Source organism: Mycobacterium bohemicum DSM 44277, assembly GCF_001053185.1.
Lineage (GTDB): Bacteria > Actinomycetota > Actinomycetes > Mycobacteriales > Mycobacteriaceae > Mycobacterium > Mycobacterium bohemicum.
On the sequence record NZ_CSTD01000005.1, the window covers coordinates 167,131 to 190,188 of the forward strand.

General features: G+C 69.1%; 21 protein-coding genes. 13 read left to right on the forward strand and 8 right to left on the reverse strand.

The features are described from left to right. Nucleotides 1–4 precede the first annotated feature (4 nt). On the reverse strand, nt 5–1,084 hold the full coding sequence (locus BN971_RS20675) for a DUF190 domain-containing protein (RefSeq protein WP_085179693.1): 1,080 nt from the start codon (nt 1,082–1,084) through the stop codon (nt 5–7). Nucleotides 1,085–1,438: 354 nt separating this feature from the next. Between BN971_RS20675 and BN971_RS20680 the strand changes: the two genes are divergently transcribed. Next, the gene (locus tag BN971_RS20680) at nt 1,439–1,759 is read left to right on the forward strand and encodes a DUF732 domain-containing protein (protein ID WP_085179853.1); all 321 of its coding nucleotides are present in this window, start codon (nt 1,439–1,441) and stop codon (nt 1,757–1,759) included. Between the two features lie 7 nt (nt 1,760–1,766). Here the strand turns inward: BN971_RS20680 and BN971_RS20685 are convergent, their stop codons facing one another. After that, nucleotides 1,767–2,372: a TetR/AcrR family transcriptional regulator gene (locus tag BN971_RS20685; RefSeq protein WP_085179692.1), complete on the reverse strand. Its 606-nt coding sequence runs from the start codon at nt 2,370–2,372 to the stop codon at nt 1,767–1,769. A 194-nt stretch (nt 2,373–2,566) separates the two neighbouring features. Between BN971_RS20685 and BN971_RS20690 the strand changes: the two genes are divergently transcribed. Genes BN971_RS20690 through BN971_RS20700 form a run of 3 tightly spaced genes read left to right on the forward strand, consistent with a single transcriptional unit; the run spans nt 2,567 to nt 6,425 of the window. Beyond that, nucleotides 2,567–4,792, forward strand: a complete 2,226-nt coding sequence (locus BN971_RS20690; protein WP_090350524.1) for an acyl-CoA dehydrogenase family protein — start codon at nt 2,567–2,569, stop codon at nt 4,790–4,792. Between the two features lie 8 nt (nt 4,793–4,800). Then, on the forward strand, nt 4,801–6,009 hold the full coding sequence (locus BN971_RS20695; RefSeq protein ID WP_090350526.1) for a thiolase family protein: 1,209 nt from the start codon (nt 4,801–4,803) through the stop codon (nt 6,007–6,009). A gap of 5 nt (nt 6,010–6,014) precedes the next feature. Continuing rightward, on the forward strand, nt 6,015–6,425 hold the full coding sequence (locus BN971_RS20700) for a Zn-ribbon domain-containing OB-fold protein (RefSeq protein ID WP_085179689.1): 411 nt from the start codon (nt 6,015–6,017) through the stop codon (nt 6,423–6,425). Between the two features lie 76 nt (nt 6,426–6,501). Here the strand turns inward: BN971_RS20700 and BN971_RS20705 are convergent, their stop codons facing one another. Beyond that, complete coding sequence (locus BN971_RS20705; RefSeq protein WP_085179688.1) at nt 6,502–7,686, reverse strand: sulfotransferase family protein; 1,185 nt, start codon at nt 7,684–7,686, stop codon at nt 6,502–6,504. Beyond that, complete coding sequence (locus BN971_RS20710; RefSeq protein WP_085179687.1) at nt 7,683–8,783, reverse strand: DUF1214 domain-containing protein; 1,101 nt, start codon at nt 8,781–8,783, stop codon at nt 7,683–7,685. Before BN971_RS20710 ends, BN971_RS20705 begins: the two co-directional genes overlap by 4 nt. Before the next feature lie 62 nt (nt 8,784–8,845). Here BN971_RS20710 and BN971_RS20715 point away from each other — a divergent pair, with 62 nt between their 5' ends. The 8 genes from BN971_RS20715 (at nt 8,846) to BN971_RS20750 (ending at nt 17,905) form a co-directional block, all read left to right on the forward strand. Continuing rightward, nucleotides 8,846–9,424, forward strand: a complete 579-nt coding sequence (locus tag BN971_RS20715; protein ID WP_085179686.1) for a TetR family transcriptional regulator — start codon at nt 8,846–8,848, stop codon at nt 9,422–9,424. A 200-nt stretch (nt 9,425–9,624) separates the two neighbouring features. Next, entirely contained in the window at nt 9,625–11,481 is a 1,857-nt protein-coding gene (locus BN971_RS20720; protein ID WP_085179852.1) for a pyruvate kinase, read from the forward strand. A gap of 256 nt (nt 11,482–11,737) precedes the next feature. Beyond that, nucleotides 11,738–13,069, forward strand: a complete 1,332-nt coding sequence (locus BN971_RS20725) for an amidohydrolase family protein (protein ID WP_085179685.1) — start codon at nt 11,738–11,740, stop codon at nt 13,067–13,069. A gap of 3 nt (nt 13,070–13,072) precedes the next feature. Beyond that, the gene (locus BN971_RS20730; protein ID WP_090350527.1) at nt 13,073–15,349 is read left to right on the forward strand and encodes a CaiB/BaiF CoA-transferase family protein; all 2,277 of its coding nucleotides are present in this window, start codon (nt 13,073–13,075) and stop codon (nt 15,347–15,349) included. A gap of 1 nt (nt 15,350) precedes the next feature. Further along, entirely contained in the window at nt 15,351–15,680 is a 330-nt protein-coding gene (locus BN971_RS20735; RefSeq protein ID WP_085179683.1) for a hypothetical protein, read from the forward strand. Next, nucleotides 15,670–16,836 (forward strand): thiolase family protein, encoded by a 1,167-nt coding sequence (locus BN971_RS20740; protein WP_085179682.1) that lies wholly within the window; start codon nt 15,670–15,672, stop codon nt 16,834–16,836. Before BN971_RS20735 ends, BN971_RS20740 begins: the two co-directional genes overlap by 11 nt. Beyond that, nucleotides 16,833–17,261: a Zn-ribbon domain-containing OB-fold protein gene (locus BN971_RS20745; RefSeq protein WP_085179681.1), complete on the forward strand. Its 429-nt coding sequence runs from the start codon at nt 16,833–16,835 to the stop codon at nt 17,259–17,261. The genes BN971_RS20740 and BN971_RS20745 overlap by 4 nt, the downstream gene beginning before the upstream one ends. A 5-nt stretch (nt 17,262–17,266) precedes the next feature. After that, complete coding sequence (locus BN971_RS20750; protein ID WP_372511822.1) at nt 17,267–17,905, forward strand: PadR family transcriptional regulator; 639 nt, start codon at nt 17,267–17,269, stop codon at nt 17,903–17,905. Here BN971_RS20750 and fadD1 read toward each other — a convergent pair. The 3 genes from fadD1 to BN971_RS20765 all read right to left on the reverse strand — a co-directional run bounded on the left by fadD1 (nt 17,850) and on the right by BN971_RS20765 (nt 21,232). Next, nucleotides 17,850–19,487, reverse strand: coding sequence for a fatty-acid--CoA ligase FadD1 (gene fadD1 / locus BN971_RS20755; protein WP_085179679.1), 1,638 nt, complete (start codon nt 19,485–19,487; stop codon nt 17,850–17,852). The genes BN971_RS20750 and fadD1 overlap by 56 nt on opposite strands. Before the next feature lie 84 nt (nt 19,488–19,571). Continuing rightward, complete coding sequence (locus BN971_RS20760; RefSeq protein WP_085179678.1) at nt 19,572–20,324, reverse strand: SDR family NAD(P)-dependent oxidoreductase; 753 nt, start codon at nt 20,322–20,324, stop codon at nt 19,572–19,574. Nucleotides 20,325–20,401: 77 nt separating this feature from the next. After that, complete coding sequence (locus BN971_RS20765) at nt 20,402–21,232, reverse strand: alpha/beta fold hydrolase (protein WP_085179677.1); 831 nt, start codon at nt 21,230–21,232, stop codon at nt 20,402–20,404. A 63-nt stretch (nt 21,233–21,295) separates the two neighbouring features. Here BN971_RS20765 and BN971_RS20770 point away from each other — a divergent pair, with 63 nt between their 5' ends. Beyond that, nucleotides 21,296–21,901 (forward strand): TetR/AcrR family transcriptional regulator, encoded by a 606-nt coding sequence (locus BN971_RS20770; RefSeq protein WP_085179676.1) that lies wholly within the window; start codon nt 21,296–21,298, stop codon nt 21,899–21,901. An 83-nt stretch (nt 21,902–21,984) separates the two neighbouring features. Here the strand turns inward: BN971_RS20770 and BN971_RS20775 are convergent, their stop codons facing one another. Continuing rightward, nucleotides 21,985–22,926: a CE1 family esterase gene (locus BN971_RS20775; RefSeq protein ID WP_085179675.1), complete on the reverse strand. Its 942-nt coding sequence runs from the start codon at nt 22,924–22,926 to the stop codon at nt 21,985–21,987. Nucleotides 22,927–23,058: the final 132 nt, after the last annotated feature.

Sequence of the window (23,058 nt, forward strand, 5' to 3'; positions counted from 1 at the left end):
GCCGTCAATAGCGGTGGTTCGCCATGCGCGGTCCGCCTGGGCCGCTACGGCCTTCGTCCGACACCAGTGCGGGCACCATCTCGCTGGTCACCAAGCCCTCAGAGCGCGTCAGTTCGTCGACCACGTCGAAGCATTCGGCGATGTAGGCCGGGGTGTCGATGATGACGGTGACCACCGGCACACGCCGGCCCAGCGACCACAGCGTGTCACCGTGCGGCCGGTGATCGCCGTGGAAGCCCCACACGCCACGCAGGACCGTCGCACCGTCGGGCGCCTCGCGCCGCCGCAGCCGCTGGATCAGCGCCCGGTGGATCGGCATGCCCCCTTGGCGCGCGGATTCGGAGGTGTAGACCATCAGCTTCTGCCAGAGCGGCAGGCCGTGCTCATCGAACCCCGGAAGGGCGTGCGGGCGCTCGAGCAGTTCGCCGTCGCGCTTGCACACGCGGACGCGTTCGAGCGTCATGATCGGCCGGCGCAGGAGGCCGGCGAGTTCGGGCAGGGCCCGGCCGATGCGGTCGCCCGACCCCACGGCGATGATCATCATCGGCACGTTGCTGTTGCGGCCGAAGAACTCGGCGCGTTGGCGCTTGCCGTCGAGCGTGCCGTCCACCCCGAGGAACACCGACGCGCCGGCGAGTCCGCGCCGGTACATCAGCTCGCAGAGCGCGACATGGGCGGGCACGCCGTTGACGCGGTCGCGGCGCCCGAGGTAGATCGTGAGCTTGACGGCCTCGTGCAATTCCCCGGCGAGCTCGAGCGGCCCGATCTCCCCGCGTAACAACCGCGCTCGCTCCAGGGTCATCAGGCCGCGCTGCTTGATGGCGAGCACCGGGTCGAGCAGCGCTTCGATCTTCGTTCGGCTATCCACGGCGATGATCGCCACCGGTGGGTCTTCCGACAGGCTCAGCGACTCGTCGGTCCGCAGGTGTCGTCCCGTCCCGAAGCCGCCGATGCCCCGCAGCACGGCGCTGACGGCGATGTCGTTCTGGCCGTACAGGCCCAGCAGTACGTCGGAGACGAAGCCGTCGTCCGTGCGTCGTCGCTCCGCCAGATAGGTACTGAGCTTCAAGCAGTCTTCGTCCACCGATCGCTCCTCCGAACCTGCCGCGCAAGCACTTTCATCGCCATCGCCATCGCCATCGCCATCGCCGGCGACGGCAGGTCGACGATTCGTTGCAGACGTGCGCCGCTTTGCGGATCTTACTCACTGAATGGCTGTGCACGGAAAGGCCGAGGCGCCGCGGCGGTGGGGACCGCCGCCATTGCGCGGACGACCGGCGCGCCCGCGGCGCAGGTCGGTGTGCGCGATCGCTGCGGATTTCCTGTCTTTTTGCTGGCACCGCGCTTCGCGTGCCCGGCACGCGGGTATCGGAAACTGCAATCGACCCGACGCCGGCAAACGTTCTTTCGGCGCCGGCCGCGAACGGGGGTGGAGGAGATGAGGTTATTCGTTGCGCTGATAGGCGTTTGCGCCGCGATCGGGCTGGCCGCGCCCGCGTACGGGGACGCCGGCGGCCCCAACGACGGGTTTCTCGCTGCCTTGCGGCACGACGGCGTCAGCTTTTCGAGCCCGGACCGCGCCATCGCGGCGGCCCGGGCGGTGTGCACCTGCTTGGCAGACGGCGAACCGGGTCTGGGGGTAATCCGCGACCTGGAGGTCCGCAACCCCGGATTCACCATGGACAGCGCATCGCAGTTCGCCGTGCTGTCGGCGAAATACTATTGTCCGCAGCAACTTTCCAAGAGCAATACGAAGTAGCGGCGGGTCACCGGCGGTGACGCGGGGTCAGCGCGTCGACGATGATGCGCGTCGTCAGCTCGGCTCGCCGCCGCGAATAGTGCTGAGCCCCCGAAAGGATGGGATACACCACGCCTCCGACGATCGCGTCCGCCGCCGAGTCCGCGGTCGCCTCGTCGATACCCTCGGTGAGCAGGCGCGCGCGCACGCTGTCGTGCAGCGGCGCGCTGAACCCGGCGCGCAGTCGGACGGCGGTGTCCTCGTGCTCCATGCAGGCGACCGTCAGGATGCGCAGCATGGCCGAGCCGCGGCCCGTCGTGAGGCTGGCGACGAGCTTGCCCACCCAGCGGACAAGGTCGGCGGCCAGATCGTCGGTATGGTTCACCGACCCCAGGATCTTGTCGGCGTCTTCGAGCATCACGTCGGCCACCAGAGCGGGCCGGCTGGGCCACCAGCGGTAGATCGTTTGCTTGCCGACGCCGGCCCGGGCGGCGACGGCTTCGATGGTCAAACCGTCGAATCCGCGCTCGAGCAGCAATTCGCGGGTGGCGGTGACGATCGCCGTGCGGGACTTCTCGCTGCGGCGCCTCGGCGAGGCCGCCGGCGGTTCGCTCCGGGTGAGATCGGTCGGCATCTGGCGATCCTTATCCTGCGGGCCCGGGGGTCCCAGCGCACCGTGCCGGCGGCACCGCGTCCGCTTTACATCTGTCAGCCCGCCCCGTAACCTCCGACAAGACGAGACGGTCCGTCTTGTATAGGGAGGATAGCAGTCCGTGCGGCCAACGCCAGCGATCTCGGCCCGCCAGGCCGCGGGGTCGTGAACCCGTCATGACGCTGGGTCTGAGCCCCGAGCAGCGAGACCTCGGCGACGCCTTCGTACAGTTCGCCGGCCGGCACGCCCCGATCTCCGCCACGCGCGACCAGCATGACGCGTTGATGCAGGGACGGCTGCCGGACTGGTGGGATGCGCTGGTTGCCAACGGTTTCCACGCGGTCCATCTGCCCGAGCGCCTCGGTGGGCAGGGCGGCCGGCTGATCGACGCGGCGTGCCTGCTGGAGTCCGCGGGCAAGACATTGCTGGCGGGCCCGCTGCTGCCGACGGTGGCCACCGGCGCCGTCGCCCTGCTGGCCGACGCCACCCCCGCGGCCGAATCCCTCGTGCGTGATCTCGCGTCCGGCGCGCCCGCCGCCCTCGTCCTTGCCGACGGCGGCGAGTTCCGGGCCCGCGCCGACGGCGGGGACTGGCTGATCACCGGCGCTTCCGACGTCACGGCGGGCGGGTGTTCGGCGCGGACCGTCCTGATCGCGGCGGAAACCGCCGACGGCGGCGCCGTTTGGGTGGCGGTGGACACCGGAAAGCCAAGCGCCACGGTCGAATCCGTGGCCGGCACCGACCTGGTGACCGACGCCGGAACCCTGCGACTCACCGATCACCGCGCGACGGGCCCGGACGTGCTGACCGGCATCGATGCCGACCGCGCGCGATGCGTGGCGGTGGCCCTCGTCGCGAGCACGACGGCGGGCATCGCGCAGTGGTGCGTCGACGCGGTGACCGAGCACCTGCGCATCCGCGAGCAGTTCGGCAAGGTGATCGGCACCTTCCAGGCGCTGCAGCACAACGCCGCGATGCTGTTGGTCAGCAGCGAATTGGCCACCGCCGCAGCCTGGGACGCGGCCCGCGCCGTCGACGAACCGCTCGACCAGCATCGCATCGCCGCGGCGGGTGCGGCGCTGACCGCCATCTCACCGGTGCCCGACCTGGTTCTGGATGCGCTCACCATGTTCGGCGCCATCGGGTTCACCTGGGAACACGACCTGCACCTGTACTGGCGGCGGGCGGTCAGCCTGGCCGCGTCGATCGGCCCGGCCACCCGATGGGCCCGCTGGCTCGGGCAGCTGACCTGCACCCGGCAGCGCGACATGGCCGTGAATCTGGGTGACGTCGAATCCGAGTTCCGCTCGCGCGTGGCCGCCGCCCTGGATTCTGCTCTGCAGCTGCGCAACGACGGGCCGGGCCGGCAGGGCGACTATGAGGAGTTCGCCACGGGGCCGCAGCGCACGGCGCTGGCCGAGGCGGGCCTGGTCGCGCCGCATTGGCCGTCGCCGTGGGGGCTGGGCGCAGGCCCGTTGCAGCAATTGATCATCGACGAGGAATTCGACAAGCGGCCCGCCCTGGTCCGGCCTTCCCTGGGCATTGCGGAATGGATCCTGCCGTCGCTGCTGCGCGCCGCGCCGGAAGACCTGCAGCACAGCCTGATCCCGCCGACGCAACGCGGGGAGATCGCGTGGTGCCAGCTGTTCAGCGAGCCGGGCGCCGGCTCGGATCTGGCCGCGCTCACGACGCGGGCGACCAAGGTCGACGGCGGCTGGAACATCAACGGGCACAAGATCTGGACGTCCGCGGCGCACCGGGCCGACTATGGGGCGCTGCTGGCCCGCACGGACCCGGACGCGCCCAAGCACCGGGGCATCGGTTACTTCATCGTCGACATGCGCAGCACCGGGATCGAGATCCAGCCGATCAAGATGGCGACTGGCGAGGCCCATTTCAACGAGGTCTTCCTCAACGACGTCTTCGTCCCCGACGACATGCTGCTCGGCGAGCCGACCGACGGCTGGAACCTCGCGATCAGCACGATGGCCGAGGAGCGCTCGGCGATCAGCGGTTACGTCAAGTTCGACCGGGCGGCCGCCCTGCGCCGGCTCGCCTCGGAGCCGGGACCCGACCGCGACGACGCGCTGCGCGCCCTGGGCGAGCTCGACGCCTACACCAACGCGATCAGGGCCCTCGGCGTGCGGGAGACCATCCGGTTGCTCGACGGGCAGGCGTCCGGTCCGGCGTCGAGCATCGCCAAGGTCGCGATGAACGTGCTGCTGCGCCGGACGTTCGAGGCCACGCTGGGGTTGGTGGGCCGGCTGGCGATGGTCGCCGAGACCGATCCCCCGGTCGTCGAGTCCTACCTGCACCTGCCCGCCGAGCTCATCGGCGGAGGGACGAAGGAGATTCAGCTGAACATCATCGCGCAGCTGATCCTGGGCCTGCCCCGAAAGTAGGACGCCACATGGGATTACGCGGAGAAGCGGCGATCGTCGGCTACGTCGAGCTGCCGCCGGAGCGGCTCAACAAGGCCTCGCCCGCGCCGTTCGTCATCGAACAGTGGGCAGAGCTCGCCGCGGCCGCGCTCGACGACGCGGGCCTGCCCGCCGAGGTCGTCAATGGCATCGCCACGTCGCACGTCGCCGAGACGGAGATCTTCGTGCCCTCCACGGTGGCCGAATACCTCGGAGTCGGTGCCCGATTCGCCGAGCTGGTCGATCTCGGGGGAGCCAGCGCCGCGGGCATGGTGTGGCGGGGGGCCGCCGCCCCCGAGCTCGGCATCTGCGACGCGGTTCTGTGCGCCCTGCCGGCCCGCTACATCACTCCGACCTCGCCGAAGAAGCCCAGGCGCCTGGTGGACGCCATGTTCTTCGGATCGTCCAGCAACCAATACGGCTCTCCGCAAGCCGAATTCGAGATCCCCTACGGCAACCTCGGACAAAACGGCCCCTACGGCCAGGTCGCGACGCGCTATGCGGCGGTCCACGGGTACGACGAACGCGCCATGGCCAAGATCGTCGTCGACCAGCGGGTCAACGCGAATCACACCGAGGGCGCGATCTGGAAGGACAAGCCGCTGACGGTCGAGGACGTACTGGCCAGCCCGGTGATCGCCGACCCGCTGCACATGCTCGAAATCGTCATGCCGTGCGTCGGCGGGGCGGCGGTCGTGGTGGCCAACGCCGACGTCGCGAAGCGGTCGCGGCGACGCCCGGTGTGGATCAAGGGGTTTGGCGAGCACGTCCCGTTCAAGACGCCGACCTATGCGCAGGACCTCCTGCACACCCCGATTGCCGCGGCCGCGGAAACCGCCTTCGCCATGACGAACCTGACGCGCGCGCAGATGGACATGGTGTCCATCTATGACTGCTACACGATCACGGTGTTGCTGTCGCTGGAGGACGCCGGGTTCTGCGAGAAGGGCAAGGGAATGGACTTCGTCGCCGGCCACGACCTGACCTTCCGCGGCGACTTCCCGCTCAACACCGCCGGCGGTCAACTCGGCTTCGGCCAGGCGGGTCTGGCCGGCGGGATGCACCACGTCTGCGACGCCACCCGCCAGATCATGGGCCGGGCCGGCGCGGCGCAGGTCGCCGACTGTAACCGCGCTTTCGTGTCGGGCAACGGCGGCATCCTGTCCGAACAGACGACGCTCATCCTCGAGGGAGACTGACTGACATGTCCGCCTTCGAACGCCCGATGCCCGTCAAAACGCCCACCAGCGCGCCGTTTTGGGACGCGTTGGCGCAGCACCGCATCGTCATCCAGTTCTCGCCGTCATCGGGTGAATATGTGTTCTACCCGCGGGTGCGCGCCCCGCACACGTTGGCCAACGACCTCGAGTGGCGCGAAATCTCGGGGATGGGCACGCTGTATTCGTTCACGGTGGCGCGCAGGCCCGTCGGCCCGCACTTCGCCGACGCGGTCCCGCAGCTGCTGGCCATCGTCGAATGGGACGAGGGCCCAAGGTTTTCCACCGAGATGGTCAACGCCGATCCGGGGGACCTGCGGGTCGGCATGCGGGTGCGCCCGGTCTTCTTCGACTACCCCGAGCACGACGTCACCATGTTGCGTTACGAACCCGCCTGAATTACCCCGACCAGCGTGAAGCCAGCCTCACGCTGGGCGCCGAGCGTGAAGCCAGCTTCACGCTCGCGCGCACAGATCAGCGCAGCGTCTCGGTCGGCACGCCGTAGCGGTCCTGGTAGGCGCTGACCCTTTCCCGCACCTCGTCGGCGTCCAGGCCGGTGTCCGACCAGGTGTAGCGGCCGCGCCCGCCGTCCCCGGGATGGGCGGCCAGAAAGTCGCGCATCTTCTGAGCGGTCTCGGGCAGCAATTCTCGGCCCAGCTTCCGATAGATGTCCCCGATCGTCGCCCACGGGTCGCCGATGAAATCGCGGAACAGCACGTCGATTACGCGATCCTTCGGGAACACGCCGCTGTCGCGCGCGGCCATCTCGCGGTCGAGGCCGACGGCGATCTCCTCATAGGACTGCGCCGCACACTCGGCGACGCTCGACTCGTCGCTGGCCATTCGCCTCAGGTGGTGGGCCAGCGCGGCGATCGAGGAGATGACGTTGAGGGGATCGCGGTGTGTCTGCACGATCAGCGCGTCGGGATACTCGGCGAACAGCGCCTCGAGCTGCCACAAATGGGCCGGCGACTTCAGCAGCCACTGGCCGGGGACGCCGGACTGCAAGTGCTGCAGGAAGATTCGATGAAAGCGGTAGGCGGCGGTGTGATCGGCGTCGTAGAGCAACCAGCGGTAATAGCTCGGCAGGCGGTACTGCGTCGAGAAGATCATGCTGGTGAAGGCGCTGGCGGTGATGCGGACGCACTCCTGCCCGACCAGGGCGCCCATCGGGTGGAATGCCATGAACCCGGGGATGATCTGTTCGGACAGCTCGATGCTGGCCTGGGCCTGCGCGATGCGCGGATCGGTGTGGTAGGTCTCGGGCCGCGGGACCGGGCAGGGCGCGTCCACCTCCCAGGTCAGTGGCGCCCGCAGGTCGGGATCCTGGGCGAGCAGGTCGAAGAGGATCGTGGTGCCGGTGCGCGGCTGGCCGACGATCACGATCGGCGCGGTGACCGGCTTGGTGGCGATCTCGGGATTCGCTGTGCGCCAGGCGATCACGTCCAGCCGGTTCTTCAACGCACGCATGACGTCGAGGTGGGCGACCTCCACCCCGATGTCGGAGAGGCGTGCCTCGTTGACCAGGCCGTCGGTGAGGCGCTGCAGCCCGGACCGCCAGCCCTCGAGGCCGGGCCCGTCGCCGAAGTCGTCGTATCCGGTTTCGTCGCAGGCGGTGGCGATGAGCCGGTCGGGATCGAACCGTTCGGCCGGCGTCATCCCCGGTCCTCCCGTTCGCGGACCGCGACTCTGACGTCGGGCGCGCTGGGGTTGTCCAGCCAGCGCAGGACGACGAATCCGCGGTGCCGGCCGCCGGTGTCGAGCCAGTGGCCGAACCCGGGGTCCTCCGCGGAAATCGCGATGCGGACCCGTCCGTCCGGGTCGGGCCGCGCCGCGCGGTTGGTGACCGAGCTGTGCCGGCGACGCGGCTCGAGGCACTCGTGCCAGATGTTCTCCAGCGTCACGTTCCAATACCGGGTGTCGGGCGGCTCGATGTCGAGGATCAGCGCCTGGCCGGGGTCGAGCCGGAAGGTCCCCATCATGTAGAGGTTGTCCGGGGTGGTGTCGGCCGCACCCAGGTCGGCGGCCCGCGCGGTGATCAGGGTGTTGGGCCGGTCGAGGAGTTCGGGCGTGATGGTGCGGTGCAGCGTAACGAGTTTCATCAACGTCCACGCCATGGCGGTGAACTGGTCGGCGAGTTCGTCGTCGGTCAGCGGCGCGACGGGCCCGGGGTCGATGGCTTCGATGTGCAGGGTGGACAGCCGTTCGGTGCCCGGATCGCCGATGTACTCCCGGACGACGACCGACGACGCGTCGTCGGGAATCCGCACCCACCGGGCGCCGGCGGGATCGGCGGGCTCCTCGGCCGAGAGCAGCAGCGCGAACTGGCCGGACTGCAGGCACAGGTCGACGTCGCTGACGTAGTTGGCCATCCGCCGCGGGGTCAGGCCGGTGCCGGCGAGGATCTGAAAGCCGAGATAGGCCGTCGTCCCGCGGGTGCCGGTGATCCGGTAGCTGCGATCGCCGCGGATCATCGCCAGGTAATAGTTTCCGTCGGGGTTCGGCCCGCCGATCATCCTGGTGTCCGAACACATGTCGAAGAAGGCGGGCCGATCGACGTCGGCCTCGACGGACAGCTGCGAGCACAGCGACGACACGCGCGCGATGACCCGCAGGCCTTCGAGGAGTTCGCGCTCCGATTCGGCGTCCTCCGTGACGATCTTCGTGACGTCGGCGAGCATCTGCTGGAAGAACTGCCACGCGGCCAGGCTGTGCTGCGCGGCGGCACCCGGCGGGCCCGCGTTACTATGAGACATAGTCTCATAGTAAGACTTTGTCTTACAGTCAGGAACCCATCAGAGCGAATAGAGTGAGGCCGATGTCCACGTCGCTCGCCGAACGCAGGCGGTCGGCCACGCGCCAGCGCATCGCCGCAGCCGCCGCCCAGCTCGTCGCCAGCCGCGGGCTGGCGGGGGCAACGGTCGACAGGATCGCCGCCGCGGCCGACATCGGCCGCGCCACGTTCTTTCGGTACTTCAACTCGAAGGAAGACGCCGTCGCCGAAGGCATGACGGCCCACTGGCTGGACCGGATCACCACCGCCCTTGCCGCCCAGCCCGCCGACCTGTCCGCCGTGGAGGCGGTGATCGGCGCCTTCGGCGAGCTCGCCGGCGGATTCGCCGAGATCGAGCACCAGGTGCACGACTTGGCCACGCTCACGAGATCCTCCGAGGCGTTGGATGCCTGGACGCTGCACGTCTATGTGCGCTATGAGATGGCAATCGCCGAGCTGATCGCGCCGCGGATGCCCCGCTTGACTCCCCAGGACCCGAGGCCTCGCCTCATCGGTGCGCTGGCAATGGCCACGGTGCGCATCGCCCTGGACGACTGGCTGAGCCACGGCGGATCGCTACCCGACCGGGTGGGTCAAGGTCTGCGCGCGATCGACATCGGATAAGCGCCGGAAACGCCTCCGATACCCACCAAAAACCAGTACGAGTTTGGGACCAATGCCCCTGCCGCAGCGCAGGGTGCGCCGATAATCTGTTCTCTAGCTTCAAGATTCGCGCGCAAAGCGTTACGCGGACGTTAACACCATGTGGCCGCCAAACAACGAAATAAGGAGTTGTCGTGCCCAGTGAGCACCTAGGCGGCCAGCTGAGCGGCGTCCCGCGCGGCGCGGGGACCGAGACCACTCAGCGACTAGTCCGCTTGTTCGAGCAGATCGACGCTTTGTTGACGAGCTTGTCGAATGCGGAGTCCGCATGGGCCGACTGGCTGCCCACCATTGCACCGGAGCACCGGAGCAGCGCCCGAAACCTGGTGCATTACTGGGCGATTCGCCAACTCGATCTACGGCACCTGCAAACGGAGCTTGCGGTATTTGGGCTTTCGTCATTGGGCCGCAGCGAATCGCATGTTCAGGCCACGCTTGCGGCGGTCCGCGCAGCAATCGCCGCCATGCTGGGTGGGGAGTGGCAGCCGCCTCCACCGTCGGCGGTGCCGATTGAACAGGGGCCAACGATCCTGCGCCAACACACAGTGGATCTGCTGGGGCCCCGCCCGGCCCATCGCATGGGACGCATCATGGTGACGCTGCCTTCGGAGGCCGCGACCGACCCTGACGTGGTCCGCGAATTCGTGCAGCGAGGCATGAACATCGCACGGATCAACTGCGCCCACGACGATGTACAGGCGTGGCGCGCGATGGCACACCATGTCCGGGAGGCGGCCGCACGTGCCGGCACAACGTGTCGGGTGGCGATGGATCTGGCAGGGCCGAAGCTGCGAACCGGACCACTCGAGCCGGGACCGCGCGTCGTCAAGCTACGTCCGCAAAGAGGCGCTCTCGGTCAGGTTGTCACCCCGGCGCGGGGGTGGCTGACGTCGACCGAGGAGCCGACCGACCCGCCCGAACCCGGGATGGTGTCGGTTACGGTGCCGCGGCACTGGCTGACCAACCGCGCCGCCGACGATGTCCTGGTTTTGCGCGACGCCCGCGGGGCCAAGCGTGAACTCGTTCTGGAAGCTGCTGCCGATACCCCGGGCGGATTCCTGATGACCGCACGAAAAAGGACGTACTTGGAAACCGGAACGGCGCTGCATGCCGGAGACGGTGGGGAATCGACCGAAGTTGGAACGCTGCCCGAGACCGAGCAGAGTCTGGTGCTGCACCCTGGCGACCTTCTGCAGTTGACCCGCGACTGTTCACCGGCTCCGGTCGACGGCAGCCAAGCTCTTCCGCGCATCGGTTGCACGTTGCACGAGGCTTTCGACCGCGCCCGCGTGGGTGACGCGGTCTACTTTGACGACGGGAAGGTCGGTGGGCGGTTGGTGTCGGTCGACCGCGACGTCCTCACCGTGCGCATCGACCACCCACAGCAGGGGCAAGCCCACCTGAAGGCCGGCAAGGGCATCAATATGCCCGACACCGACTTGCCGATTTCGGCGCTCACCGATCGCGACGCCGCCGACTTGGCGGCCGTGGCAGAACTGGCGGATCTGGTCCAGCTGTCATTCGTGCGCACCCCGTCCGATGTCGAGCGGCTACTCGATGAGCTCGGCCGGCTTGGTGCCGACAACTTGGGCCTCGTGCTGAAGATTGAAACTCGGCAGGGCTTCGAAAACCTGCCGCAGTTGTTGCTGACGGCGATGCGCCGGCCCCGGGTGGGGGTGATGATCGCTCGCGGGGATTTGGCAGTCGAGTGCGGTTATGAGCGGATGGCCGAATTGCAGGAGGAGATTCTGTGGTTGTGTGAGGCTGCGCACCTGCCGGTGATTTGGGCGACCCAGGTGCTCGAGCAACTTGCCAAGACCGGGCTCCCGTCCCGCGCCGAGATCAGCGATGCGGCGATGAGCGAGCGGGCCGAGTGCGTGATGCTGAACAAGGGCCCGTACCTCAACGACGCAGTCACCGTCCTCGACAACATCATGCGGCGAATGGGAGGGCACCACTACAAGAAGAACGCCTTGTTCCGTCCGCTACGGTCCTGGTCGCCGCCCCGCGGGCGATGAGTCGTGGCGCCAGTTCGGCTCTCGAGAGTGAACCTGCCTGCGCCGGTCGGTATCGAACGGCGCGATGCCGCAATCCGGCCTACGGCCCGGCTGTGAGTCAGTCAGCGAATCAATGGCCTATTAGTCGATATACGGCGCGTGGGACAGTGCGCGCTCGGGCCACACATCGGTTGCATGGCAACGGCTGACGCCGCTGGCGCCGTTGACACCGCGACCGGCGGCATTGTCTACTAGTCCCTTATTAGGGAGGCCGGCAGTGCACAAGGATGACCTGATCCTGATCAGCGTCGATGACCACATCGCCGAGCCGGCCGACATGTTCGACGCCCACGTTCCGCCGAAGTACAAAGACCGGGCCCCGCGGGTCGTCATCGAACCCGACGGCGTCCAGCAGTGGTACTACGGCGAGATCCGCGGGCGGAACATGGGCCTCAACGCGGTCGCGGGCAAGCCGCGTGAGATGTACAACGTCGACGCCTCCCGCTACGACGAGATGCGCCCGGGCTGCTTCAACGTCGACGAACGGATTCGCGACATGAACGCCGGCGGACAGCTGGCGGGGCTGAACTTCCCCAACTTCACCGGCTTCTCCGGCCAGGTCCTCAACCAGGGCCCCGACCGCGACGTCAACCTGGTGATGATCAAGGCCTACAACGATTGGCACGTCGACGAGTGGTGCGCGGCGTACCCGGGCCGGTTCATCCCCTGCGGGATCCTGCCGCTGTTCGACGTCGCCGAGGCCGCCACGGAGGTCCGTCGCCTTGCCGAAAAGGGTTGCCACGCGGTGACATTCTCGGAGAATCCCGAGGCGCTGCAGATGCCGAGCATCCACTCCCGGTACTGGTACCCGCTGTTCGAGGCCGTCTGTGAGACCAGGACCGTGCTGTGCACGCACGTCGGCTCCGCCTCGCGGTCACCGATGGTGTCGACGGACGCCCCGCCGAGTGTGATGATGACGGCGTCGTCGATGATGAGCATGTTCACCTTCACCGAGCTGATCTGGGCGCAGTTCTACGCCGACTTTCCCGAGATCAAGTTCTCGCTCACCGAGGGCGACGTCGGCTGGATCCCGTACTTCCTGTGGCGCGCCGAGCACGTGTACAAGCGTCACTCGGGGTGGACGCAGGCGACGTTCCCGCCGGGCTACGGCGGACCGACCGACGTCTTCAAGCGGCACTTCTACACCTGCTTCATCAGCGACAAGGTGGGCGTGCGCAACATGGACTGGTTCAACGAGGACATGTTGTGCTGGGAGTCCGACTTCCCGCACTCCGACAGCAACTGGCCTTTCGCCCCGGAGGACGTCATCGAAACCATGGGCCATCTCGACGACGCGGTCATCAATAAGATCACGCACGAAAACGCCATGGCCGCTTACTCTTTCGACCCCTTCCGGCACATCCCGAAGGAGCGGGCGCGCGCCGGCCACCTCCGCGGCCAGGCCACCGACGTCGACGTCGTCACCCACGTCGGGCGCGCGGCCAGCCAGCGCGACCGCGACGCGTGGACGCGGATGACCCAATTCGCCCTGCAGGCTCAGGCCGAGGCGGTCGGAATCGCCGGGCGCGCCACCACGCTGGGCGACTGATCCGTGAGTGTGCAGGCGCCGTTCGAGGGCTGGCGTGTGCTGGAGTTGTCCAACGGGATCGCCGCGTCCTACTGCGGCAAGATGTTCGCCGACGCGGGCGCGGACGTGGTGAAACTCGAGACGCAAAGGGGAGATTCGCTGCGCTACTGGTCGGCGGGCGGGCCGCCGGGGGCGCTGTTCTCCTACCTGGCGGCGGGCAAGAGGTCGGTCGTGCACCGCGCCGGCGCCGGGATCACGGCGCTGCTGGCCGGCGCCGACGTCGTGCTCACCGACCTGACCGACGGGTGGACCCTCGAGGGCATCACCCGGCACACCGGCCCCGCGGCGGTGGTCTTGGCCGTCACACCCTTCGGCACCACGGGTCCCTACGTCGACGAGGGCGTCGTCGCCAACGAATTCATCCTGCAGGCGCTGTGCGGCTCGATCGACGGCCGCGGCTGGCCCGGCGACGAACCCGTGCAGGCGGGCGGCCGGCTCGGGGAGTGGCTGGCGGGCACCTTCGCCGCGGCGGTCGCCGCGGCCGCCGCCCGGCACGCGTTGCGCACCGGGCACGGCGAGGTGATCGACGTGTCGACGTACGAGGCGATGGCCATCGCGATGGGCGGCCTCTCGGCGATGTCGGCCAGCGTGCTCGGAGCGGATTCCCTTGTGCACCAACGCAGTCTGGAACTGCCGTCGATCGTCCCCACGGCCGACGGCCTGGTCGGATTCTGCACCATCACCGCCCAGCAGTTCCAGGACTTCCTGGTCATGATCGAGCGCGCGGACCTGCTCGACGACGCCGACCTGGCCTCGTTCGAGGGGCGCGTCGCGCGCCGCGACGAATTCCTCGGCATGGTCACGCAATGGACCCGGGCGCGCAGCACCCGGGAGATCGTGGACCTCGCCGTCGCCTTCCGAATACCGGTCGCCCCCATCGGGTCCCCGGCCACCCTGCCGGAGGTCGACCACTTCGTGGAACGGGGCGTGTTCGTCGATTCCGGGGCCGGCGCGCTGCGGCCGCGGGTGCCCTACCGCAGCGACGCGATCGCGACCGCGCCGCCCCGGCAACCGCCGGAACTCGGCGCCGACAACGGGCGCTGCGATTGGCCACCCAGGCCGGCGCGGGCCGACCCGCGCGCGGACGCGCTTCCGCTGTCCGACATCCGGATTGCCGACTTCACCGCCTTCTGGGCCGGCCCGTTCGCCACCCAGCTGCTCGGCGCGCTGGGCGCCGACGTCGTCAAGATCGAAGGCGTTCGGCGGCCCGACGGCATGAGGTTCTCGGCGGGCCGGCCCCCCACCTGGGACCAGTGGTGGGAGTGGGGCCCGGTTTTCCTGTGCAGCAACAACAACAAACGCGCCATCAGCGCCGAACTCAGCGCCGACGCCGGACGCGCCATCGCCCTGGACCTCATCGCGTCGTCCGACCTCGTCATGGAGAACTTCTCACCCCGGGTGATGGAGAACTTCCGCCTCGATTGGGATGCCGTGCGCGCGGCCAACCCCCGCGCCGTCATGGTCCGGATGCCGGCGTTCGGGCTCGACGGGCCGTGGCGTGACCGGGTCGGCTTCGCGCAGACGATGGAGCAGGCCACCGGAATGGCGTGGATGACCGGACACGCCGACGGCCCGCCGGTGATCCCGCGCGGCGTCTGCGACCCGATCGCGGGGCTGCACGCCGCGTTCGCGGCGGTGGCCGCGCTCGTGGTACGCGATCGCAGCGGTGCGGGGATGCAGGTGGAGGCGGTGATGGTGGAGTCGGCGCTGAACGTGGCCGCCGAAATGGTGTTGGAGTACACGGGTAACGGCATCGAGATGCGCCGGGCCGGCAATCGCGGCCCCGGCGCGACCCCGCAGGGCGTCTACGCATGCCGCGGCGAGGACGAGTGGGTCGCAATCGCCGCGATGGACGACGCCGCCCGTGCCGCGCTGGCGGGCCTGATCGGTCAGCCCGGGCTCCCCGAGGCCGAGTGGCGCGAGCGGGCCGACGAGCTCGACAAGCTCATCTCGGGCTGGGCCGCGGGCTTCACCGCGGCCGACGCGGCCCGCGCGCTGCGCGCGAGGCTGCGGGCGCGCGGCTTCTGGGAACGCGTCGACCATCCCGTCGCCGGATCGTTCTTGTGCACGGGCATGCCGTTCGCGTTCGCCGGGCGGCCGCGGCGCTGGATCCGCCGGGTGCCGCCGCTGTACGGCCAGCACACCGCCGAGGTGCTGACCGGTGTGCTGGGTTACGGCGCAGGAGATTTGGCGAGCCTGCACGAGTGCGGCGCCGTCGCCGCCCGGCCGGCGGGGCTCTGACGTGGCGGTGACTTTGTGCGTGGCCCCGCGGTCCGGCGAACTGTGCGCGCCGGTGCGGTTCTTGCTTCGCCAGGATTCGGTGGTGATGGAACTGACCGCGCGGCACCGCATCACGGGCGTCGAGTGGGACGACAAGGAGCGCGCGGTGGTCTTGACGGTCGAGATCACCGACCCGAGCACGGCGCGCCCCGTCGACGTGCGGATCGACGTCGTCGGCGCCGGAGTCCCGCACGCCGAGGCGCGGACCAAGACGATCGGACGGATCAACCGCGACGGGCGCGACTGCGATGTCGTCGGCACCTACCTGGGGGTGGTCGCGGATGAGAACTGATCCGGCGAAGCGCACCGCGGCCATCGTCGGCGTGCACAACACCCGCCAGGGCCGCCGCCTCGACGGGGAGACGTCACGCAGTCTGGCGCTCAAGGCGATTCACGGCGCACTCGCCGACGCGGGCCTGGGTCTCGACGACGTCGACGGGATCAGCGCCGGCCCGCTGTCCACCACGCTGATCTATGACCTGCGCCTGGGCCCGGCCTGGCAGGGACTGGGTTTCGGGGTCGGCATGATCACCGAGGCGGCCACCGCGATCGAGCACGGCATGGCCGACGTGGTGGTGCTGGTCGCGGCCCAGGCCGGCGAGTACCGCGACCACCAGGCCACCGCACCGTGGACCCGGCCCGAGAACGAATTCGTCGCACCGTGGGGCATGTTCACCGCCGCCGAGTTCGCCCTGATCGCCCGGCGCCACATGCACGTCTACGGCACGACGCGCGAACAACTTTCGATTGTGGCGGCGACGATCCGCAACAACGGGTCGCGAAACCCCGACGCGGTGTACCACCAACGGGGGCCGTTCATCCCGGACGACATCACCGCGTCTCGGCCCATAGCCGAACCGTTCCACCTGCTCGACTGCGCCACCACGTCCGAGGGCGGCTGCGCGCTGGTGGTGGCCAACATCGACAAGGTCGACGTCACCGGCCGGCCGATTTACGTGCTGGGCAGCGGCGCCGACTTCCACGGCCCGTCCTACCAGCACCCGCCCGCGTGGGACCTCGCCGGGCGACGCGGGGACCACGTGAACGGCGTCGTCGGCAGGCGCGCGGCCCAGCGGGCGTTCACCCATGCCGGGCTGCGCCCGGACGACGTCGACGTGCTGGAGCTCTACGACCCGTTCTCCTTCGAAATCATCCGTCAGCTCGAGGCATTCGGGTTCTGTGGCGAGGGAGAGGGCGGACCCTTCGTCGCCGACGGCCACATCGCGCTTGACGGCAGCCACCCGATCACCACCGACGGAGGGACGATGTCGTTCAGCCATGCCGGCTCAAACCCGCAGATGATGCAGCGGGCCGTCCGCGCCGTCCAGCAGTTGCGCGGCCAGGCCGGCGATCTGCAGGTGCCCGGCGCCCGGGTCGCGTTCTGCAGCAACGGGGGAGCCGGGGCCCTGTTCACCACGGTGCTGCTGCTGGGGGCCGAACCACGATGAGCACCCTGCAACCACAACCGGGCCCGGTGCCGCACGCCAGCAGCCCGCTGAGCGCCGCCTTCTGGGAGGGGTGCCGGTCCGAGGAGCTGCGCTATCAGCGTTGCGCGGCATGCGGACTGGCCAACTTCCCGCCGACCGAGCATTGCCGCCAATGCCTTTCGCCACAACTGCGGTGGCAAACCGGCGACGGCACGGGCGAGATCTACAGCTGGACGGTGGTGCACCGCCCGGTCTCCCCGGAGTTCGAACCGCCCTACGCGCCTGCCATCGTCACGCTGGACGAGGGCTACCAGATGCTCACCAACGTCGTCGGGGTGGCGGCCGGTGACCTGGCCATCGGCATGCGGGTGCGGGTGCAGTTCCACCCCGTGGGGCCCGACGTGACTTTGCCGTATTTCACGCCGTACTTCGCTGGTCCACCGTGAGCCGCGTGCGCAGCGTGGACGGGTTGCCGGTCACCGCCTACCTCGTCCTGGGCGTGCTGGCCGCCAACGACGAGCAACTCACCGCCGGCGAGATCAAGACGCGCGCCGAACTGTCGGTCGGCCACTTCTACTGGTCGCCGTCGGTCAGCCACGTGCGGCGGGAGCTGACCCGGTTGCTGGCGCGCGGGCTGGTCAACGAAATCGGGGCCCGGTCGGGCAAGCGCGCGATCACGTTGTACGAGACCACCGATGCCGGGCTCGCCGCGCTCCGCGGCTGGGTCCAGCACATCCCGGATCAGGATCGGGTCGTCATCAAGCACCCCGTCATCCTCAAGACCTGGCTCGCGCGGGGAAAGGACCCCGAGAACGTCATCGACACCCTGGAGCGGCACCTCGAGGCGACCCGCGCCCGGCTGGACGAGGCGTTGTGGTCGCGGCAACGCTCCCGCGACCTCGGCATCGTCGACGATCCCGAGCAGCGGTTCTCGTTCGCGGTCCTCGACTACGCCATCCGCGGGCTGTACGCGGAGATCTCGAACATCTCCGCGCTCCGCGACGAGATCGCCACGGGCACAACGCGCGATCCCGTCACGCGGGTGCGGCGGTCGAAGGGACAGATGCGCCGCCGGGTTGCCCGGGGGTAGCCGACCTGTCGTGGTAGGCGGTGCCACGGGGCTCCCGCTCCCACAGCGTCTCTCCGGCGCGCGGTGCCGTTCCCTCGGCGATCAGCTGGCGCTTGAGCACCTTGTGGGTGGCGGTGCTGGGCAGGTCGGCGGCGATGCGGACGTAGCGCGGGCGCGCCTTGGGCGACAGGTCGGATTGCGCGTCGAGGAAGGCCTCGAATTCCACCGGGTCCAGGGTGTCACCTTCGTTGAGCACGATGGCGGCCATCACCTGGTCGCCGACGCGATCGTCCGGGACGGCGTACACCGCGACGCGGTTGATCGCGCTGTGGCGCAGCAGGATTCGCTCGATGGGCGCTGCGGCCAGATTCTCCCCGTCCACCCGCATCCAGTCGGCGGTGCGCCCGGCCAGATAGATCCAGCCGTCGGCGTCCTTGTACGCGAGGTCGCCCGACCAGTACATGCCGTGGCGCATCCGTTCGGCGTTGGCTTCGGCGTCGTTGTAGTAGCCGGTGAAGAAACCCGAACCCATGGTGTTGACCAGTTCGCCCACCGCCTCGTCGGCGTTGACGAGCGCTCCGGCGGAGTTGAAGCGCGCGACGGCGCACTCGGTGAGGGTGTCGCTGTGGTAGATCGCGACCCCGTCGAATCCCCTGCCGATCGAGCCCTTGGGGGTGCCGGGTTCGCGCACGACGATGATGGCGTTCTCCGTCGAGCCGAAGCCGTCTTCCACCTGGACGCCGAACCGGCGCGCGAACTCGTCGATGTCCTTGTCGTTGGCCTCGTTTCCGAACGCCACGCGCAGCGGGTTGTCCGCGTCGTCGTCGCGTTCGGGGGTGGCCAGGATGTAGGCCAGCGGCTTGCCCACGTAGTTCATGTATGTGGCGCCGTACCGGCGCACGTCGTCCAGAAAGTGGGTGGCCGAGAACTTCGCCGGCACGATGGCCGCGCCGGAGACCACCGCGGGCGCCCACCCCGCGACGACGGCATTGGAGTGAAACAGCGGCATGGACACGTAGCAGGTGTCCTGCGACGTGAGCGCGAAGCGCTCGACGAGGTTCATCCCCGCGAACGTGGCCATCAGGTGTGAGACCTGCACCGCCTTGGGATTTCCGCTCGTCCCCGAGGTGAAGATCATCATGAACGGGTCCATCGCGGTGACCTCCCGGTGGGCCACCAACTCGCCCCCGCCACCGACGAATTCGGCCCACTGGGGCGTGGAGATGTCCAACACCGGGGTTCCCTCGAGGTCGATGTCGTCGAGCAGGCCGCGATGTTCGGCGTCGGTCACCACGAACTGACAGTGCGCGCGGCGGATGTCGGCGGCCAACGCCGCGCCGCGCCGGGTGGTGTTCAGCCCGCACAGCACATAGCCGCCGAGCCCGGCGGCCGCCATCTGGGCGAGCATCTCGGGCGTGTTGCCCAGCAGGACGCCGATGTGCATCGGTCGGTTCGAGTCGGCGGCGCCGAGCAGCGCCGCCGCCCGCGCCGCCGCGTGCCCCAGGTATTGGGCCCAAGTCCATTCGAGATCGCGGTATTTCACCGCGGTCGCCGGGTCGGACAGGCGCTTGCGCAACAGCGCCTGGATCGTGTCGTCTGTCATGGATCCACCTCCACTACGCCCGCCGCGGCTGCGAGACGAGACGGTCCGTCTTATGGTAGCGGGCGGTTCCGGCCGGAGTTGACCCTATCCGCCCACCATCATCAGGCCGCCGTCCACCGCCAGCAGCTGCCCGGTGATGAAGCCCGCGCCGGTGCCGGACAGGAACACCAGGACCGGGCCTAGGTCGCGCGTCGGATCGCCCAGCGTGCCGCCCAGCGGAATCATCATCTTCATCTGCTGGTCGATGAGCGCGCCCGCCTCGGGCCCGAGGAATTCCCGCAACCGGTCGGCCCCGGCCGTCTGCACCGCCGGCGCCAGCGCGTTGACGGTGACCTTGTCGGCGGCCCAGGCCTTGGCGGCCGAGCGCGTCCACGCCTGCACGGCGCCCTTGGTCGCGGCATAGACGGCCGAGATCGGGCTTCCCATCACGGCTTCCGACGACCCGAAATTGATGATGGCGCCGCCGGACCCCTTCATGACGGAGTACGCGGCCTGGTTGGTCAGGATGGTCGCCTTGACGTTGGTGTCCAACAGGAACGAGATGTCGTCGACGGCGATGTAGCCGGGTATCCCCGCCTGCCACAGCCCGGCGGCATTCACCAGCACGTCGAGCCCGCCCATGCCCTCGGCGGCTTGCCGCACCATCGCCGAGACGGCGTCGGCGTCGCGCACGTCGCACTGCAGCCAGGTCGCGGCCGAATCCTCGGGGGGCGGCGCGCGGTGGTAGGTCGCGGTCACCGCGGCGCCGGCCTCGGTGAGGACTCCGACGGCGGCCGCGCCGATTCCGGTGGCCCCGCCGGTGACCAGGATGCGTCGGCCCTGCAGCGCGTTTTCCATGCCAGCGAGCGTAACGCCACGGCGAGATTCCGCCCGAGTTTCGGCCGTGGCGTTACGCTCGCGAAAGGGGCCGGGAGTTAGGCGCGCACCGCGATCGTCGACAGCAGCTCGGCCAGCCGGTCCGGTTGGTCCACCATCGAGAACGTCCGCGCCCCCTCGATCACCTCGAGCCGGGCGTTCGGGATCGTCTCGGCCAGCCGCCGGCCGTCCTCCCGCTCGAAGAACACGTCGTCGGCCGACCAGGCGACCAGGGTGGGCAGGTCGATTTCGGGCAGCCGGGCGGCGACGCCGGTGGTGATTTCGGTGCGCATCGAGAGGGTGAACTGGCGAAGGTCCTCCGCGACCGCCGGGTCGGAGATCCCCGGGCGCACCCATTCTTCGGTGAGCGCGTCGATGTTGCGGTGCGCCAGGCCGTCGAACGCGCGCTTGCGCGCAGCGGGCACCCGCATCGCCTGCGCCACGGCCCGGAACGTCGCCTTGGTCTTCGCCGCGAGGATCACCGGCTTGAGGATCGGGGGCGGAAAGTGTTCGAACGCATCGCAACTCGTCAGCACCAGCGCCCCGAGCCGGTCGGGGTGGTGCACCGCGACGAGCTGCGTGAGGACCCCGCCGGTGTCGTTGCCGACGAGCACCACGTCCTGCACGTCGAGGGCGTCGAGCGTCGCGGCAACGATGCCCGCGACACCGGTGATGGTCCGGTCGGCGCCGGCGCGCAGCGCCTCAGGGTGCGCCCCCAGCGGCCAGGTGGGTGCGATGCAGCGCAGGCCGTGCGCCGCGAGCCGTTGGCTCACCTCGCGCCACAGCTGGCCGCCCATCATGTACCCGTGCACGAACACCACGGGCCTGCCGGAATCGGGTCCGGTTGCTTCGTAATGGATGGTTCCGGCACTAATGTCGATCGTCGGCATGGTTGCTCCCAGGTCAGTGCATTTACAAACAGACTGTCTGTTCGTAAGTTACCAACAGGTTGTATGGAAATCAAGAGACGGACCCAGGAAGAGCGCTCCGCGGCGACCCGTGAGGCGCTGATCGCGGCTGCGCGCCGACTGTGGGGCGGGCGAGGCTACGCGGACGTCGGGACACCGGAGATCGCCACGGCCGCGGGTGTCACCCGCGGTGCGATGTATCACCAATTCACAGATAAGGCAGCGCTTTTCCGCGAGGTGGTCGAAGCCGTGGAGCAAGACGTGATGGCCCGGATGGGTGTCGTGGTCGCCGAATCGGGAGCGACGACGCCCGCCGACGCCATCAGGGCCGCGGTCGACGCGTGGTTGGAGGTCTCCGCCGATCCGGAGGTCCGCCAGCTGATCCTGCTGGACGCGCCCAGCGTGCTGGGCTGGGCCGCGTTTCGCGACGTCGCCCAGCGGTACAGCCTGGGGATGACCCAACAACTGCTGACCGAGGCCGTCAAGGCGGGCCAGCTGGCCGACCAACCGGTGCGCCCGTTGGCCCAGGTGCTGATCGGGGCGCTCGACGAGGCGGCCATGTACATCGCCACCGCACAGGACCCGAAGCGCGCGCGCCACGAGACTCAGGAGGTGTTGCACCGGCTCATCGACGCGATGCTGAACCGCTGAAGCGCTTGAGAGTCGAGTCGTTGGGCCGAAAACGCGGGAATCGCAACAACAAGCCGACGCTGGGGCGTGAGGGTCGAAAGTCCTCAGCGCTGATGTTGGCCGAAGAACTGCCAGATCGTGTCGGTGGCGTTGAGCGCCGTCGACGGTTCGGGGATGCCCGCGAGCTCGGCCAGCGGGCTGGGCTGGCCGCCGGGCCATTGATGGCCGGCACCGGCCACCGAGATCAACTCCACGGAGCGTCCGTCGGGGCATCCGGCCGTCAGGGTCGTCACGCTGCCGGTTGTGCTCGACGTCGGCGGTCCGCACCCGTCGATGGAGCGCCAGGTGGCGTTGACCGACTCCACCGAGGGTCCGTCGACGCGCGGATTCCCGTTGATCGCGAACGCTTTTCCGGGTCCGCCGTTGTAGGGCACCCTGTCGTCGGCGGTGCCGTGGATCTGCAGCACCGAGGTCGGGCGCGCCTGCGAGCAGTCGGTCAGCAGGGTGCCCGCCACCGGGGCGATCGCTGCGAAGGTGTCGGTCTGGCATCCCAGCCGAAGCGCCATCATGGCCCCGTTCGACATGCCGGTGGCGTAGACGCGCGCGCGATCGATCGGGATCTCCTGCTCGATGGCTCCCACCATCGCGGTGATGAAGCCGACGTCGTCGACGTCGTCCCGCTGCGGTTGCCCGCAACACGTTCCGGCGTTCCAGGCGCGGTTGAGGCCGTCGGGGTAGGCGACCAGGAAATGCCCATTGTCCGCCTCGGCGTCCCAGTTGTAGGACCGCTCGGCCTGGGCGCCGTTGCCGAAGCCGCCGTGCAGCATCACCACCAGCGGTGCGGCGTCGGGCAACCCGCTCGGCCGGTAGAGGTGAAACGTCCTTTCCACGCCGCCGGAGTCGATGGACTGCGTCGACTGGCCGAGCGGAATGGATTGGGCTCCAGGCGATCCCAACGCGTGCCCGCCGCCCACGCAACCGCCGAGCACGACGACCAACACCGAGACGAGACAAACGCCGAACACCCGGGCGCGTAGCGATCGCATGCGACCAGCGTGCCACCGGCCGCGATGTTTGACAAGTGACTTGTCAAAAATACGCGGGATGGCACACTCGTCTGCATGCGACGCCTTGCCGATGCGAACTGGAAACCGACGATCCCGGCGCTGGTCAACCTG